Below are 15830 nucleotides of genomic sequence, written 5' to 3'. Positions count from 1 at the left end.
TCCATGTGGGACCGGCAACGGGCGTTTTTAACCGTGCCGTGTTCAAGAAATCGTGAGATCAGGCAAATCCGGAGCACCCTCCCGGAAAAGCCGATCATCCGCGCTCGGGAAACATCACCCTCAGGCCTTCGCGCGAGGCCGTAGCGACACCGCGTTCGGTGATCAAGCCGGTGACCAGCCGCGCCGGCGTCACGTCGAAGGCCGGATTGGCCGCCGGCGTGCCTTCCGGGGATACGCGGACCTGGGCGATCTCGCCGGAAGCGGTCTTGCCCCAGACCAGTGAGACCTCGTCGGGCGAGCGCTGTTCGATCGGGATGTCGGCCAGCCCGTCGCCCACGGTCCAGTCGATCGTCGGCGACGGCAGCGCGACATAGAACGGCACGTCGTTGTCGGCGGCCGCCAGTGCCTTGAGATAGGTACCGATCTTGTTGCACACATCGCCGTCGGCGGTGGTCCTGTCGGTGCCGACGACGACCATGTCGATCTGGCCGCGCTGCATCAGATGGCCGCCGGCGTTGTCGACGATCAGCGTATGCGGCACGCCGTGGCCGGCCATCTCCCAGGCGGTCAATTGGGCACCCTGGTTGCGGGGTCGCGTTTCGTCGACATAGACATGGACTGGAATACCGGCTTCCGTCGCCAGATAGATCGGCGCGGTGGCAGTGCCGTAGTCAACGGTGGCCAGCCAGCCGGCATTGCAGTGGGTCAGGATATTGACTGGTTCGCCCGGCTGCTTGCGCGCCGCGATCGCCTTGATGATTTCGAGCCCATGGGCGCCGATGGCGCGGTTGAGGCCGACATCCTCGTCGGCGATCTCGCCGGCACGCCGATAGGCAGCCGCGGCACGTTCTGCCAGCGGAAGCGTCAGCAGGAAGCGCTGCATTTCGTTCAGCGCCCAGCGCAAATTGATCGCCGTCGGGCGCGTTTCGTGCAAGGTTGCCCAGACGGCGTCGAGTGCTGCGTCCGACGGATCGTCGGCCATCTGCATGGCGACGCCATAGGCCGCGGTGACGCCGATCAGCGGCGCCCCGCGCACCCACATGTCGCGGATTGCCGTGGCGATGCCGACGACGGTATCGATCTTTTCGATACGGAAATCATGCGGCAGCCAGCGCTGGTCGATGATCTCCACCGAACGCCCGTCGTCACTCGGCCAGATGGTGCGGTAGTGGCGGTCGCCGACGTTCAAATCCTGCTCTCCCGTTCGATCAGCGCGGCCAACCGGTTGACCTCGTCGATACTGTGGATCTGGCGCCGGCTGACGGCGAGGTGACGGCCGAATTTCAGCGCCTTTGCCTCACATCTGGCGCGCAGATCCGGATCGGCAATGGTCTCGAAATCGGCATTGTGGGCAAGGCCGAGAATTCGCCGGTGAACCTCGACGCCGGCAAAGCCGAGCAGATCGGTCCAGATCGAATGCAGCATGTGGTCTAGCGCCTGCTCGGCGCCAAGCCTGTCGCCCTGATCTTCGAACAGGCTCTTCTGGTAGAGCATGCCGGTACGCTCGGTTCGCCACAGATGCGAGAACTCGGCGCGAAACACCGACCATGTCTCGACCGTAACGCCGATCAGATAGTCACGCATGGCGTCGCGGCTTCCGTCCTGTTCATGGCCGCGCTGCGAGAAGAACGCCATCCAGAAGTTGGCGAGCAGCATGCCGACGTCGAAGGCGATCGGCCCGTAGAAGGCGAATTCGGGGTCGATCATCCTCGTTTCGGTGTCGGTGACCATGATCGAGCCGGAATGCAGGTCGCCATGCAGCAGCGTCTCGGCATTGGCAGCGAAGATGTGCTTCATGCGCTGCGCCTCGACCTTGAGGTCGCGGTCGGCGCGCAGCTCGGCAACAATGCCGTCGAGCTGCGGGCTGGTGTGCCGGTTCATCTTGGCGTCGAAATACGGATCCGAGAAAACCAGGTTCTCGGTGATGTCGCAGAGTTCGACATTGTCGGCGAACAGCGCCAGATCGGCCTTGCGGTCCTTGGTCGCCATATGCAGGTCGGAGCCGCGAAACAACGTGCGGGCCATGAACAAGCCGATGTCTGTCGCGATGTTGGGCAATTGCCGGCCTTCGATCAGCGCCCGCCGCAGGATAATGTGCGGCGACAGATACTCCATGATGATCAGCGCCTGGCCTTCGTCGAAGTGATAGATATAGGGCACCGAACCCGGCGCCCGCGCCTGTTGCCGCGTCAGCGCATGGTATTCGAAGAAGGAGCGTTTTAGCGGCAGCGGCCAGCTGTCGCCGACCAGCCGGACGTAGGGCAGGGCCTGCTTGACGACGGCCGCACCCTCAGCACCCTCGACGATGAACACCAGGTTCAGATTGCCGTCGCCGACTTCACGAACCTTCCACTGGCTCGTATCCTTGCCGATCTGCGAACACAGGGCCTCGTTGGCACCGAGACGGCCCGCCAGTGTCTCGACCGACAGTGCTTCGAACGGCGATTTCCCAGTCATCCTCACCTCCCGCTCATGTGCTCCGATGATAGCGGAGCCAACGCGGTCGGGCCAAGCTAGGAAGCCTGCTGGCAATTGTCAATCGTGTTGACAATTGCCGATATAGCCCATAGCGTCATGTTCAGGGAGGAACGAATGGGCAATGATGCCGTGTTCCGCGTCGACGGCCTGAGGAAATCCTTTGGCCATATCGAGGTGCTTGGCGGCGTCTCGCTCGAATTGCGTGCCGGCGAAGTGACCGTGCTGATGGGCGCCAACGGCGCCGGCAAATCCACCCTCGTCAAGATCATCAGTGGTGTCTACGATCATGGCGGCGGCACGATGTCGCTTGCCGGTCACGTGTTCGACCCGAAAACGCCGGCGGGGGCGATCCGCGCCGGCGTCGTTACCGTCCACCAGAACATCAATGACGGTGTCGTCGCCGACCTCGACGTCGCCACCAACCTTACCCTCGACAGGTTGAGCGGCAGCGGCGTGCCGACCCTGTTCAATCCAGGCCGGGTGCGTCGCGAGGCAAAGGCGGTGGCCCACCGCATGGGACTGGCCATCGACCTCAAGGCCCGGATCAGCGATCTCTCTCTGGCCGACCGCCAGATGGTGGCGATCGCCCGCGCCATGGCGCACCGGCCGAAAGTGCTGATCCTCGACGAGCCGACCTCCTCGCTGTCCAGCTCTGAAGCCGACCGGCTGTTCGCGCTGCTCGACCGGCTTCGCCAGCAAGGCGTGGCCATCCTCTACATCTCGCACCGTATGTCGGATATAAGACGGCTTGCCGATCGCATCATTTCGATGCGCGACGGGGTCATCTCAGGCATCTTCGACAAGAAGCCGCTGGATTACGAAGGTGCGGTCAACGCCATGCTCGGCCGCAAGATCCAGCTCGAGCGGATCGTCGCCAGGAATTCGGCCAAAGCAATTTTCACTGCCGACGCGCTGCGGATTGCTGAAGGCGCCAGGCCGATCTCGCTGACCCTCGGCGATGGCGAGGTCGTTGCCATCACCGGCCTTGTCGGTGTCGGCAAGACCGTGCTCGCCGAGACGCTGTTCGGCCTGCGCCAGCCGCTGGCCGGGACCATGGTGCTGAACGGGAAACCCTATGCTCCGGCATCGACCGGCGAAGCGATTGCCGCCGGTGTGTTTCTCGTCGCCAAGGACCGGGGCGAAAACGGCATCGTCGGCGACTTCAACATCCAGGAGAATATCAGCCTGCCGTTCCACAGCCGCATGTCGCGTCTCGGTGTTCTCAAACGCCGTATCGAACGCGCCATTGCCCGCCAGCAGATCCAGGAGCTCGGCATCGTCTGCCGCTCGGAGAGGGACGAGATGGCGTCGCTTTCCGGCGGCAATCAGCAGAAGGTGATGGTCGCCCGCTGGATGTCGCAGGCGGCAAGGCTTTTCATCCTCGACGAGCCCTTTCAGGGCGTCGACATTTCGGCTAGGCGCGACATCGCCGCCAAGCTGCGGGCCAGCGCCCACGGCCGCGCGACGCTGCTGTTCGTCACCGAACTCGACGAAGCGCTGGAGACGGCCGATCGCATCCTGGTGATGTCGGAGCAGACGATCGTCGGCGAGCACCGCAATACCGATGTCGATCTCGAGCGTCTGCTGGCCGAAGTGGCGGGCGGGCCGTTGCACAGCGCAGCCTGACGGCGGGATGACGATGAGAATTGGAATGGAGAGGGCATGAATTCGGGTTGGATAAAGACGGTGCCGGCGTGCGGGAGCGCTGAATGATCCTGCGCGACAATGCTATTCGCTACGGCTTCATCGTTCTGTTGTTCGGGCTGATCGCCTATTTCGCCGTCGCTGCCGATGGTTTCGTCTCGCCGCAAAGTGCTGTATTCATCTTCCAGTCGGTCGCCATCACCGGCGTTCTAGCGCTCGGCGTCACCGCCACGCTGGTCGTCGGCGGCTTCGACCTGTCGATCGGCTCTGTCGCCACCAGCGCCATGATGGCGGCTGCCTATGTCATGGTGGTGCTGGGGCAGAACGCCGTCGTGGCGGTAGTCGTCTGTCTTGTGATCGGCGCCGTCGTCGGTCTGATCAATGGCTGGCTGATCGTCTATATGCGGGTTCCGGACCTTTTGGCGACGCTCGGCATGATGTTCCTGCTTGTCGGCCTGCAGCGCATCCCGACCGAAGGCCGTTCGATCGCCACCGGCATGACCATGCCCGACGGCTCGGTCGCCAACGGCAGCTTCGGCGCCGCGTTCCTGGCGCTTGGCCGCCATCGCTTCGATTTCTTCATCCCGAACCTCATTCCGGTGTCGGTCGTCGTTCTGCTCGTGCTGGCGGTGCTGATCTGGTTCTTTTTCGAATACACGCGTTTCGGGCGCATGATGTATGCGGTCGGCAGCAACGAACGCGCCGCAGAACTCGCCGGCGCGCCTGTCAAGGCATACAAAATCTGGGCCTACGTTATCTCGGGAGTTTTTGCCTCGATCGGCGGCATTTTGCTCGCTGCCCGGCTTGGACGCGGCGACATCGCCTCGGGTAATAATCTGTTGCTCGACGCGGTGGCTGCGGCACTCATCGGTTACGCGGTTCTCGGCGCCGCCAAGCCGAACGCCTTCGGCACGGCTGTCGGCGCGGTGTTTGTCGGCGTGCTGCTGCAGGGCCTGACGATGATGAACGCGCCTTACTACACGCAGGATTTCGTCAAGGGCGTGGTTCTCGTGGTCGCCCTTGTCTTTACCTTCGCCCTTTCCGGCAGGGGCAGGAGATAGGGTTCGACCGGGTCATATTTTGGGTTCAACAAGTGGAGGAAACGACGTGAACATCACAAGAAGGCTTTTGGGGAAGGCAGCGCTCGGGCTTGCCGGCGCAACATTGCTGATGCAGATGCCGGCAATAGCGCAGGACAGGCCGGCGCCGTTCGACAAGCCGGGTGCCGTCAAGATAGCGCTGGTCCGCTATCTCTCGACCGGCGACTTCTTCCAGGCCTACCTTTCCGGCGTCGAGGCGCAGGCCAAGGCGCTCGGTGTCGACCTGCGCGTGCTCGATAGCCGCCAGGACGCGGCGCTTCAGGCGGACATGGTCGACCAGGCTATCGCGCTCGGCGTCCAGGGCATCATCATCCAGCACGGACTGACGGAATCGATGAAGGATGCCGCCCAGCGTGCGGTCGACGCCGGCATCAAGGTCGTCGCCTTCGACGTCAATGTCGAAAACCCCAAGATCCCGCAGATCGAACAGTCCGACCGCGACCTCGCGCGCCTGGCGCTCGAACAGGCGGTCAAGGACAATGGCGAGAGCTGGAAGGCCGGCTATGTCTATGTCGCCGGCATCGCGCCGCTCGACCGCCGCAACGAGACCTGGGTCGAATTCAAGAAGAAATATTCGGGCATCAACGAAGCCGCCATGTTCGGCACGCTCGACAATCCGATCGCCAATTCGGTCGCCAACCAGGCCCGTTCGGTGCTATCGGCCCATCCCGACATCAAGGTGATGTTCGCGCCCTATGACGAATTCGCCAAGGGCGTGAAGATCGCGGTCGACGAGGCCGGGCTGAACAAGGACATCAAGATCTATTCGGCCGACATCTCAACCTCGGATATCGCCGCGATGCGCGAGCCGGACAGCGCCTGGGCGGCAACCGCCGCCACCAACCCGGCCGTCGTCGGCCAGGTCTCGGTGCGTGCGCTGGCGCAGCTCTTGGCCGGCGAGGATCCCGGCCACAACGTCATCGTGCCGCCGACGCTGATCACCCAGAAGGATCTGCTCGACAAGGACATTAAGAACATGGAGGACCTCTCGGCCAAGCTGCCGCAATTCGCCCATGCCGATGTCGCGATGCCGACCTGGATGCCGAACCCGAACGCGAAGTAGCGTTTCAAGCAAAAGGAAAGAGCGGACAACGCTATAAGCCTTTGGCGGACATGTGGAACTAGACGCGTACTCGGAACCAAGAGCCGCCTGCTGCAGGGTGTTGCAGGCGGCTCTTCTTGTCTTGCCGAAGATGTTTTCACCGCGGGTTTGCCGGATTTAATTGTCGCCAGTTCCGATTTTGCAACGTTGCAAAAATCATACGCGAAAGTATCGGTTTATCGGGAGTTTTGCGAAAGGCTGATGATGTCAGCGAATGAGATTGATGTTGAAGTCTTTAAGCAGATCGAACAGCAATTGCACTGGCCAGAGGTTCGTTCTTCCCGGGACGCCGTCTCCCCATTTTTGGGGGAAATTTCTTGGATTTTGGCAGTTCTGGCGGGTTTATGACAAAGCTGTAGTGATTGATTCTCTGTTCCAAGAAACGCACTCGGGCAGAGCCACTCTACCTGAAATCCGTGATTTCGCCGTCAAGCCCATCGCGGCGGATGCTGTCTTGGTTCTATATCGTAGTATCCGCCGATCAGATGGGGGGACGCCTGAGAGGAGGACTCTTCGGAGTTCGATCTGGAAGCTTTTTGATGGGCGATGGCAGATGCTCTTCCATCAAGGAACGATTGTTCCGTATGTGTCGTCAGTTTCGGATATTTGCGAACCTCGGAGAGGTAGCTTGTGAAGATTGAGGTTTTGACAGAGGCGACTCCGACCGTGACGGAAGCGATCTCCCAATTGGTGTCTCAACTATCAACGACGGCAGCCACCCCAACATTCGACAGCATCACTAGGGTCGTAAAATCGCCTGCTACTATTCTTCTCGTAGCCCGTTCGGAAGAGGGTGCCTACGTTGGCATGTTGACGCTCGTGCTCTTCGAAATCCCTACGGGGATCAGGGCTATAATTGAAGATGTCGTTGTTGACGCTGGCCGTCGAGGTCAGGGCTTCGCGGAAGCCCTGACACGAGAAGCGCTGAGGCAGGCACAAGAGGCTGGCGCAAGAACAGTGGACTTAACTTCCCGCCCGTCGCGAAAGGCTGCCAACGCTTTATATCAGAAACTTGGTTTCGAGCGGCGGGAGAGCAACGTGTATCGCTTCTCGTTCCCTTTCCAGTCGCAGAATTCCTAAGTTTCGCGACAGCTTCGGCTATTCGTTGAACAGATCGGAATGGGAGCCGGTGCGAGCTAGCTGGAGTTCATCGCCGGCAACTCGGTAGATCAAGAGCCAGTCCGGTTCTATGTGAGCGTCACGAAAGCCTTTCCAATCGCCTTTCAGCGAGTGGTCCTTATAGCTCGCCGGTAGCTCATCTCCGGCGAGCAGGAGGCCTAGCAGTTCGCGTAACTTGCCAAGATCTTTGCCCCGCTTCTCCGCACGTTTCACGTCGCGACGGAATTGCCCAGAGCGAACGGGCGTCAGCACGTCACATTCCCAAATCCTTGAACAACTCATCGGCCGAGGCGAAAGGCTTGCCCTTGCCACGTTCCAATTCGGTCATGGCCTTTCGAGTCGTTGCGTTCGGCACTTTCACCGGGAAGGGAAATTCCTTGTCGGCGGCGACGCGGACCAGCAGCAGGCGAATGGCGTCGGAAACGGACAATCCCATTGCCGCCAAGGCCTCCGTTGCCTGATCCTTTGTCGCCGTATCGATCCGAGCGCGGACCACGGTATCCGTTGCCATGTTGTGACTCCTTGAGGTCTGAGCCACAATGTAGCTACAAAATACCAATTTCGCAAGAGTGATCCCGATCAGGGGCTATCTCAACGCAGCCGCGATGTTGCCGCCGTCGACCGTCGTCACATCGGCGGTGGTCCGCTCGGCCAGCGCCTGATGCAGGAAGGCCTGGGCGACGTCTTCTGCCGTCACTTCCTGCCCGAGCAGGTTGCCCGACATGTACTCCTTCTCCGACACGCCGCGCGCGCCCGAGCGGCTGGCGATCATGGCGTCGGTCAACAGCCCCGAACGGATGCGGTCGGCGTTGACGGCATTGGAGCGGATGCCATGCGCGCCGTAGTCGAGGGCATATTGCCTGGACAAAAACAGCGTTGCCGCCTTGGGAATGCCATAGGCGCCGAATTTCGGCCCCGGATTGACCGCCTGCTTGGAGGTATTGAACAACAGCACGCCGCCGGTGCCCTGTTCCAGCATGATGCGCACGGCATTCTGCGCCGCCGACTGGTGGGCGAAGAAATTGAGTTCGAAACTCTTGCGCAAGGTGGCGTCGTCGAGCTCGCCGATCCGGCCCTCCCAGGCAGCACCGGCATTGGAGACGAGAATGTCGAGGCCGCCGTAGACGTCGACCGCTTTGTCGAAGGCGGCGCGCATCTGCACCGGATCGGTGATGTCGGCGCCAATGCCGATCGAATTGTTACCGGCCTTTTTTGCCGCCTCGGCAGCCCTTGAGCCATCGAGATCGACGACGACGGCATGGGCACCGTTGTCGGCGAACAGCTTTGCCGTGGCAGCACCGATCGCGCCGGCGCCGCCGGTGACCAGCATCACCTGGCCGGTCAGCGGCTTCGGCTTGTTGGCGGCGAGCTTGGCCTGTTCCAGCGACCAGTATTCGAGCGGGAACAGGTCGGCTTTGGAGAGCGGGCGGAAATCGCCGACGGCTTCGGCGCCGCGTACCGCCTCGATCCACATTTCGCCGACGTCGGAGGCGATCTTCGCATCCTTGAGCGTGCGACCGTGGCCGAACATGCCGAGGCCGGGCACCAGCGTCAGCCGCGGCATCGGGTCGAGCATGGTGCGCTTCACGTCGTCGAGCGCATCATTGGTTTCGAAATAGGCGCGATAGTCCTTGGCGAATTTCTCGACATGCTGGCGGATGACGGATTTGTAGTCGCCGACCTTGTCCGCGTCCGGCGCCGGCAGTGCCATCGGTCCGGTCTTGATGCGGATCGACAGGTCGGGTGTCGACACGCCGCGTCCGGCATAGTCGGCAATTTTTGCCGAATTGGTGAAATCGACGATCGCATCCGAGGTGCGGAAATCGCTGATCATGCGGTCGAAGCGGCCTTCGCCGCGTGCCACCGCCGCTGCGCCGCGCAGCATCGGCGCAATCTCCGCGGGCTTCGCCAGCCTGGCCGGCAGTGCCACCTTTTCGGTGCGCGGCTTGCCGTTCCCAGCGATGAAATCCTCGGCGACGTTCACATAATGGATCATCCGGTCATAGGCCTGCCTGGCATCGTCGCCGAAGGTGAAGATGCCGTGCTTGTCGAGGATCAGGCCTTCGACCGTCGGATCGGCGTCGAATACATCGGCGGCCGCCTTGGCCAGATCGAAGCCCGGCATGATGTAAGGCACGAATCCCATTTTCGCGCCGAACACCTTCCGGCTCAGCGCTTCGCTGTCCTCCTGGTCGACGATGGCCAGGATCGCCGTCGAATGCGTGTGGTCGACGAATTTGTGCGGCAGGAAGGCGTGCAGCAGCGTCTCGACCGAAGGGTTGGGCGAGGACGGATCGATGAGGTTCGCCCGCTGCAGCGCGACCATGTCCTCGTCGAAGAGCTTCTTGAGCGACCGCGCCTTCAACAGCGCGCCGAGCTTGACCGCCGGCAGGCCCTGCGGCTCGATGACGCCCATGTCCCAGCCGCTGCCCTTGACGCAGAGCACGTCCCATTCGTCGCCGACGAGATCAATGGCCTTGGTCTTGCACGATGTGTTGCCGCCGCCATGGAGGACGAGCCGCGGCTCGCCGCCCAGCAGCCTGGTCGTATAGACGCGCAGCGCCAGGTCGCGGGCCACACCCTTCTTTGCATAGTCGGCGACCAGCTTCTCCGCCTCGCCGTCATTCCACAGGTTCTTCATGTCAGCTTCGTCCGATTTCTCTTTTGTTGTGAACAGGAATACCGCGACGCCTTAATGACAATGCGTCGGCGGCTCTAGGTATCAGGCGACCTCTTTTGCTGCTGCTCCGGCATGGTCGAGCAGCCGTCGCGCCATGCGCGCGCCGACGACGAGATGGGTGCAGAGCCCGCCGGCGATCGCCGCGACGAGCGGTTCGAACTTGCTGTCCTCCTGCACCACCACAAGGCGCTTTTCGATGCTGCGCAGCGATGACAGCTCTGCCGAAATCAGCCGGCGGTTGTAGCTGCAGTCAAGCGCCTGGCCTCGGGCGTCGATGATCTGCCCGGCAATGACGCCGGCCGCACCCACCTTGCGCAATGCAGCCATTTCGCTCTCGGTCAGCGCGCCGCATTTGACCAGATGGCTGTCGGTGTCCACCGAGCCTACCGAATACAGCGCCAGGTCGCATTCGCCGATGCCCGACAATTGCTCGCGGATCACCGGCTCGGCGCGCAGGCCGCGTGCCAGTTCTTCCGTCGTCAGCACCAGCGGCGCGTAGAAATTCAGCCCCTTGGCATTGAGCCGGCGCGCGATTTCCATCGTGCATTGGTCCGGCCGGTACGAATAGGGGGCGCCCAGATTGCCGCAGAGCTGCACCACGGTGACGTCCTGCAGATCGGCATAGGACATGATGTCGGCGATGGTGTAGATGGTCCGCCCCCAGGCGACGCCGATGCGGTCGCCCTTCCTGACCAGCTCGAGAAAGACGCTTGCCGCCAGCACCGCGATGTCAGTGGACGGGTCGGCGACATAGCCGTTTTCCGGCGCTATCCAGACGGCGTCGAGTTGCAGTGCGTCTTCGAGCTTGCGCGCCAGCACGTCGTCGGTGAAAAGCTGGGTCGAGGTCGAGATGTTGACGATGCCGGTCTCGCGCGCCTTGCGCAGATACATCGCCACCGAGGCACGGGAAATCTTGAGTTGGCTGGCCACCTGGTCCTGGCGCAGGCCGTGTGCATAGTAAAGCCAGGCGGCCTTGTGGATAAGCTGTTCTGCCGGTCGGATCGCCATGCCATCTCCTCGCTGACATTATTCACGGCTCTCGACAAAAGTCAAACCTTAGGCTGCGCACCTGATCCGACACTTGGCATCCCGGATGTCAGTAATTGCGCATTTATTGTTATCTCGGTACAATAAACCGATCAGGAGGTCCGACAATGAACGTATCACTGGGAGAGCGTTGGGAAACCTTTGTTTCCAACATCGTCAAGCGCGGCCGCTACGGTTCTGCCAGCGAAGTCGTGCGCGAGGGCCTGCGCCTTGTCGAAGAGCGCGAGGAAAAGCTGAAGGCGCTCCGTGCCATGGTGGACAAGTCGTTTGCTGAAGGCGGCGAAGCCACCGAGCAGGATATTGACGCCGCCTTGGAAGCCAAGGCCAAGCAACTCGCAAGGGAAGGCTTTTAGGAGTGCCACGGCTGCGCATGCTGCCGTCGGCACAAGCAGATTTGGTCAATATCCTTGAATACCTCACTCGTGAAAGCGGCAGCCTGTTGATTGGCGGGCGTTTTGTGGATGCTCTGCGCCAGAAATGCCGTGATCTGGCGAGCTTGCCGGCGACGATTGGTCGTGCTCGTCCCGAACTCCGGCCGGACGTCCGAAGTTTCGCTTTCAGGGGATACGTGATTTTCTTCCGCTATAATGGCGACTTTTTCGAAGTGGCGAATATCGTGGAAGGGCATCGGGACATCGACGCTTTGTGGCCGGAGGGTGAGGGCGGGGAGGGGCGTCCCAAGTAATGGGCGAAGGGTCTGATGGCGGTGCACGAATCCAGTACGCGCTCAGGATCTGGTGGTAAGAAGGCTCGACCAGACATTCGGAGGACGGGATGGGCAATCCCTACGAACAGGATCTCGACAGGAACCCGGCCAACCACCAGCCGCTGACGCCGCTAACCTATTTTGAGCGGGCGGCAAAAACCTTTCCTGACCGGACCGCCATCATCCATGGCCGCCAGCGCACGACCTATCGCGATTTCTGGAAGCGCTCGCTGAGGCTTGCCTCGGCGCTGGCGAAGCGCGGCGTCGGCAAGGGCGACACCGTCACCGTCATGCTGTCCAACACACCGCCGATGCTAGAGGCGCATTTCGGCGTGCCGATGACCAAGGCGGTGCTCCATTCGCTCAACACCCGCCTCGACGCAGCCGTCATTGCCTTCCAGCTCGATCATGCCGAAAGCAAGGTGCTGATCGTCGACCGCGAATTCGCCGGCGTGGTTCGGCAAGCGCTGACGCTGGCCAAGGTCAGGCCGCTGCTGATCGATTACGACGATCCCGACTATGCCGCCGATGCGCCCTATGCCAAGGGCGAGCGGATCGGCACGCTGGACTACGAGGCGTTTGTCGCCGACGGCGACGAGGATTTCGCCTGGTCGATGCCGGACGATGAATGGGATGCCATTTCGCTCAACTACACCTCCGGCACGACAGGCAATCCGAAGGGCGTCGTCTGTCACCACCGCGGCGCGGCACTGATGGCCTATGCCAACACCATCCATGCCGGGATGGGCAAGCACCCGGTCTATCTGTGGACGCTGCCGATGTTCCACTGCAACGGCTGGTGCTTTCCCTGGACGCTTGCCGTGCAGGCCGGCACGCATGTCTGCCTGCGCTGGGTGCGGCCGAAGCCGATCTACGACGCCATCGCCGATCACGGCGTCACCCATCTGTGCGGTGCACCCATCGTCATGTCGGTGCTGATCAACGCCTTGGACGAGGACAAGCGGCAATTCCCGCAGACCGTCACCTTCAACACCGCCGCAGCGCCGCCGCCTGAGGCGGTGCTGTCGGGCATGGCCGATGCGGGCTTTGCCGTCACCCATCTCTACGGCCTGACCGAAACCTATGGGCCGGCCGTCGTCAACGAATGGCACGGCGAGTGGGACCTGCTGGAGAAAGGGGCGAGGGCGGCGAAGAAGGCCAGGCAAGGCGTACGCTATGCCGCGCTCGAAGGCCTGACGGTGATGGACCCGCAGACGATGCAAGAGACGCCGGCCGACGGCGAGACGATCGGCGAGGTGATGTTCCGCGGCAATATCGTCATGAAGGGCTATCTCAGGAACCGCAAGGCGAGCGATGAGGCCTTTGCCGGCGGCTGGTTCCATTCGGGCGACCTCGGCGTCATGCACCCGGACGGCTACATCCAGCTCAAGGACCGTTCCAAGGACATCATCATCTCCGGCGGCGAAAACATCTCCTCGATCGAGGTCGAGGAGGCGCTGTACAAGCATCCCGCCGTCGCTTCTTGCGGCGTTGTCGCCCGATCCGACGACAAATGGGGCGAGGTGCCGGTCGCCTATGTCGAGCTGAAGCCGGGCAAGGCGGCGACCGAGGCGGAGGTAATCGAGCACTGCCGCGCGCTGCTCGCCCGCTTCAAGGTGCCGAAAGCGGTGATCTTCGCGGAAATCCCGAAGACTTCGACGGGCAAGATCCAGAAGTTCCGGCTGCGGGAGATGGCAAAGCGGGCTTAGGGCCTGATCCGAAAACGGAACCGATTTCGGAAAGCATCTTTTCAAGATCCTTCGCAAAAAAACACGGGGCGGCGTTGCAGGCGCGCGTGGCGGAAACCACATGCGTTTCATGGGCCAACTCCGTCCAGGGATGTCACCATCTGTCATCAGCAGCCGAAATCGCGCCTTGACAGATGATGGTTTTCAATTTACGAGTGACGAAATTATAAATTCGTCAGTCGTAGATTGGCCAACGAGATGCTTGAAACCCTAGACACCACCGCCGATTCCGCCCGCCAGGAAAATGTCACGCGCATCCTGGATTGCGCGGAGCGATTGTTTCGCCACTACGGCTACGGCAAGACCAACGTCGCCGACATTGCGCGCGAACTCGGCATGTCGACTGCCAATATCTATCGCTTCTTCGCCTCCAAGGTGGAAATCCACCAGGCGGTTTGCGGCCGCATGCTCGAGACCTGCTACCGGTTGAGCTACGAGGCCTGCCATGGTTCCGGCACCGCCAGCGAGAAGCTCCGCCGCTACGTGCATACGCACTATCAGTGGACGCTGGAAACCATGATCGACCAGGAGAAGGTGCACGAGATGGTCATCGTCGCCATCGAGCGCGACTGGCACGTCATCGAAAAGCACATCGACAGCATCCATGAACTGGTCGCGGAAGTGATCCGCGAGGGAATCGCTACCGGCGAGTTCATCGATCAGGATCCGGTGATCGCTTCCCGGTGTTTCGGCGCTGCCATTATCAGCCTCTCTCATCCGCAGATAATGGCCCAGTGCCTCGCCAAGAAGAACCGGGCGACGCCGGACGAGCTTACCGAGTTTGCCATCAGAGCCTTGAAGAAATGACCATTGCCGCCCGTCGGGCGGTGATGTCGGCAATTCATCTCCACAGTTCGGGAGTACGAAAAGTGTCTTTGTCCAAGTCCATCACCTACAGGCGACCGGCCGCCGGCCTGGCACTGATTGTCGTTGCCGCTCTCGGCCTCGCCGGCTGCTCGCAGGAGAAAGCCGAGGTCACCGAGATCATCCGCCCGGTCAAGGTGGTCGAGATCGCCAAGGCGAGCGATACCCGTCAGCTTTCCTATTCCGGATCGGTGCGTGCCCGCACCGAGATGAATCTCGGCTTTCGCATCAACGGCAAGATCACCGAGCGCCTTGTCGACATCGGTGACCGCGTCAAGCCGGGTGACGTTCTCGCCCGCGTCGATCCCACCGACTACGAGCTCTCGGTGAGAAGCTCTCAGGCCAGCCTCGATGCTGCCGACCGTCAGGTCGAGACAGTCGAGCTTACGCGCAAGCGGGCCGAACAGCTCTACGCCAAGAATTTCGCCCCGAAGTCGCAGCTCGAGCAGGCGACGCTCGCCTATAATCAGGCGGTCGCCACGCGAGACTCCGCCCGCTCGCAGCTTGCCCAGGCACAGAACCAGGTCCGCTATACCGATCTCAAGGCGGACAAGAACGGCATCGTCACATCAGTTGCCGCCGATGTCGGCCAGGTGGTCGGCTCCGGCACGCCGGTGGTGACCGTTGCCATCGACGGCGAGAAGGAAGTCCTGATCGCTGTTCCGGAAACCGATATCGCCGAATTCAAGCCGGGCAAGACCGTCAAGGCTGGCTTCTGGTCCGATGAGGCGCTGACGCTCGACGGCAAGGTCCGCGAAGTCGCCGGCAGCGCCGATCCGCAGTCGCGCACCTTTGCCGTTCGCGTCAGCCTGCCCAACGATCCTCGCGTGCTGCTAGGCATGACCGCCTCCATCGAAGCCGCGGTGGACAACCGGCAGCAGCTGGTGTCGATCCCGCTGGCCGCGTTGGCGCAAAAGGACAGCCAATCGATCGTCTGGACAGTCGACCGCAACGGCGGGACCGTCCATGCGCATCCGGTCAAGGTCGCCGCCTTCACCCCCGACGGCGTCAGCGTCGCCGATGGGCTGAAGCCGGGGGACGTCGTCGTCGCCGCCGGCACGCAGTTCATGACCGAGAATCTGAAAGTCAAGCTGACCGGTGATGCAGCGCAACAGTCGGCGTCGGCCGATGACGCTGCAAGGCGCTTGCGCTGACGGCCAGGCAATTCACGGTTTCCGGGCGGCAGGCGCCCCCGATTTTCGAGATCTCAGGTCGATGTAACCCCCACGTCGATCCTCGCGTCCCACCGCGATGTAGATCTCTCAACTCGGAAAGCCACGCCGCCCGGAAGCCCACATCGGAAGTTCCTTGGGCATGCGAAAGCGCGTGCTCTGTTGATCAA

At 61.9% G+C, this 15830-nt stretch carries 17 protein-coding genes; 11 read left to right on the top strand and 6 right to left on the bottom strand.

What is annotated here, in order from left to right:
* Positions 1–94 precede the first annotated feature (94 nt).
* Together mtnA and mtnK are read right to left on the bottom strand one after the other, a co-directional pair.
* Entirely contained in the window at positions 95–1189 is a 1095-nt protein-coding gene (gene mtnA, locus NKH04_RS07980) for an S-methyl-5-thioribose-1-phosphate isomerase (protein ID WP_352503010.1), read from the bottom strand.
* Complete coding sequence (gene mtnK / locus NKH04_RS07975; RefSeq protein ID WP_353044194.1) at positions 1186–2457, bottom strand: S-methyl-5-thioribose kinase; 1272 nt, start codon at positions 2455–2457, stop codon at positions 1186–1188. Before mtnK ends, mtnA begins: the two co-directional genes overlap by 4 nt.
* Positions 2458–2592: 135 nt before the next feature.
* Here mtnK and NKH04_RS07970 point away from each other — a divergent pair, with 135 nt between their 5' ends.
* The 6 genes from NKH04_RS07970 to NKH04_RS07945 all read left to right on the top strand — a co-directional run bounded on the left by NKH04_RS07970 (position 2593) and on the right by NKH04_RS07945 (position 7404).
* The gene (locus tag NKH04_RS07970; protein WP_353044193.1) at positions 2593–4104 is read left to right on the top strand and encodes a sugar ABC transporter ATP-binding protein; all 1512 of its coding nucleotides are present in this window, start codon (positions 2593–2595) and stop codon (positions 4102–4104) included.
* A gap of 83 nt (positions 4105–4187) precedes the next feature.
* Positions 4188–5183 (top strand): ABC transporter permease, encoded by a 996-nt coding sequence (locus NKH04_RS07965; RefSeq protein ID WP_352590252.1) that lies wholly within the window; start codon positions 4188–4190, stop codon positions 5181–5183.
* Between the two features lie 46 nt (positions 5184–5229).
* Positions 5230–6285, top strand: a complete 1056-nt coding sequence (locus NKH04_RS07960; RefSeq protein WP_352472282.1) for a substrate-binding domain-containing protein — start codon at positions 5230–5232, stop codon at positions 6283–6285.
* Positions 6286–6432: 147 nt separating this feature from the next.
* Entirely contained in the window at positions 6433–6672 is a 240-nt protein-coding gene (locus NKH04_RS07955; RefSeq protein WP_353044192.1) for a hypothetical protein, read from the top strand.
* Between the two features lie 10 nt (positions 6673–6682).
* Positions 6683–6958, top strand: coding sequence for a DUF4440 domain-containing protein (locus tag NKH04_RS07950; RefSeq protein WP_352472318.1), 276 nt, complete (start codon positions 6683–6685; stop codon positions 6956–6958).
* Entirely contained in the window at positions 6955–7404 is a 450-nt protein-coding gene (locus tag NKH04_RS07945; RefSeq protein WP_352681013.1) for a GNAT family N-acetyltransferase, read from the top strand. The genes NKH04_RS07950 and NKH04_RS07945 overlap by 4 nt, the downstream gene beginning before the upstream one ends.
* Positions 7405–7422: 18 nt before the next feature.
* Here NKH04_RS07945 and NKH04_RS07940 read toward each other — a convergent pair whose 3' ends face one another.
* The 4 genes from NKH04_RS07940 to NKH04_RS07925 form a co-directional block, all read right to left on the bottom strand.
* Positions 7423–7695 carry a type II toxin-antitoxin system YafQ family toxin gene (locus NKH04_RS07940; RefSeq protein WP_352502059.1) on the bottom strand — a complete coding sequence of 91 codons (273 nt, stop codon included), beginning with the start codon at positions 7693–7695 and terminating at the stop codon, positions 7423–7425.
* A 1-nt stretch (position 7696) separates the two neighbouring features.
* A complete protein-coding gene (locus NKH04_RS07935) occupies positions 7697–7954 on the bottom strand; it encodes a type II toxin-antitoxin system RelB/DinJ family antitoxin (protein ID WP_352472285.1) in 258 nt (85 codons plus the stop codon).
* Between the two features lie 75 nt (positions 7955–8029).
* Positions 8030–10084 carry a bifunctional aldolase/short-chain dehydrogenase gene (locus NKH04_RS07930; RefSeq protein WP_352990048.1) on the bottom strand — a complete coding sequence of 685 codons (2055 nt, stop codon included), beginning with the start codon at positions 10082–10084 and terminating at the stop codon, positions 8030–8032.
* 81 nt (positions 10085–10165) lie between these two features.
* Entirely contained in the window at positions 10166–11131 is a 966-nt protein-coding gene (locus NKH04_RS07925; RefSeq protein WP_352990045.1) for a sugar-binding transcriptional regulator, read from the bottom strand.
* 146 nt (positions 11132–11277) lie between these two features.
* Between NKH04_RS07925 and NKH04_RS07920 the strand changes: the two genes are divergently transcribed.
* The 5 genes from NKH04_RS07920 (at position 11278) to NKH04_RS07900 (ending at position 15642) form a co-directional block, all read left to right on the top strand.
* The gene (locus tag NKH04_RS07920) at positions 11278–11523 is read left to right on the top strand and encodes a type II toxin-antitoxin system ParD family antitoxin (RefSeq protein WP_352453248.1); all 246 of its coding nucleotides are present in this window, start codon (positions 11278–11280) and stop codon (positions 11521–11523) included.
* A gap of 17 nt (positions 11524–11540) precedes the next feature.
* The gene (locus NKH04_RS07915) at positions 11541–11855 is read left to right on the top strand and encodes a type II toxin-antitoxin system RelE/ParE family toxin (RefSeq protein WP_352970966.1); all 315 of its coding nucleotides are present in this window, start codon (positions 11541–11543) and stop codon (positions 11853–11855) included.
* An 89-nt stretch (positions 11856–11944) separates the two neighbouring features.
* Positions 11945–13585 carry an acyl-CoA synthetase gene (locus NKH04_RS07910; RefSeq protein WP_352990042.1) on the top strand — a complete coding sequence of 547 codons (1641 nt, stop codon included), beginning with the start codon at positions 11945–11947 and terminating at the stop codon, positions 13583–13585.
* A 237-nt stretch (positions 13586–13822) separates the two neighbouring features.
* The gene (locus NKH04_RS07905; protein ID WP_352502064.1) at positions 13823–14431 is read left to right on the top strand and encodes a TetR/AcrR family transcriptional regulator; all 609 of its coding nucleotides are present in this window, start codon (positions 13823–13825) and stop codon (positions 14429–14431) included.
* Positions 14432–14493: 62 nt separating this feature from the next.
* A complete protein-coding gene (locus tag NKH04_RS07900; protein WP_352542218.1) occupies positions 14494–15642 on the top strand; it encodes an efflux RND transporter periplasmic adaptor subunit in 1149 nt (382 codons plus the stop codon).
* The last annotated feature ends 188 nt before the right edge of the window (positions 15643–15830 follow it).

The organism is Mesorhizobium sp. M1365, from assembly GCF_040317865.1.
Classification (GTDB): Bacteria; Pseudomonadota; Alphaproteobacteria; order Rhizobiales; family Rhizobiaceae; genus Mesorhizobium.
This window is presented reverse-complemented; position numbering and strand designations above follow the sequence as displayed.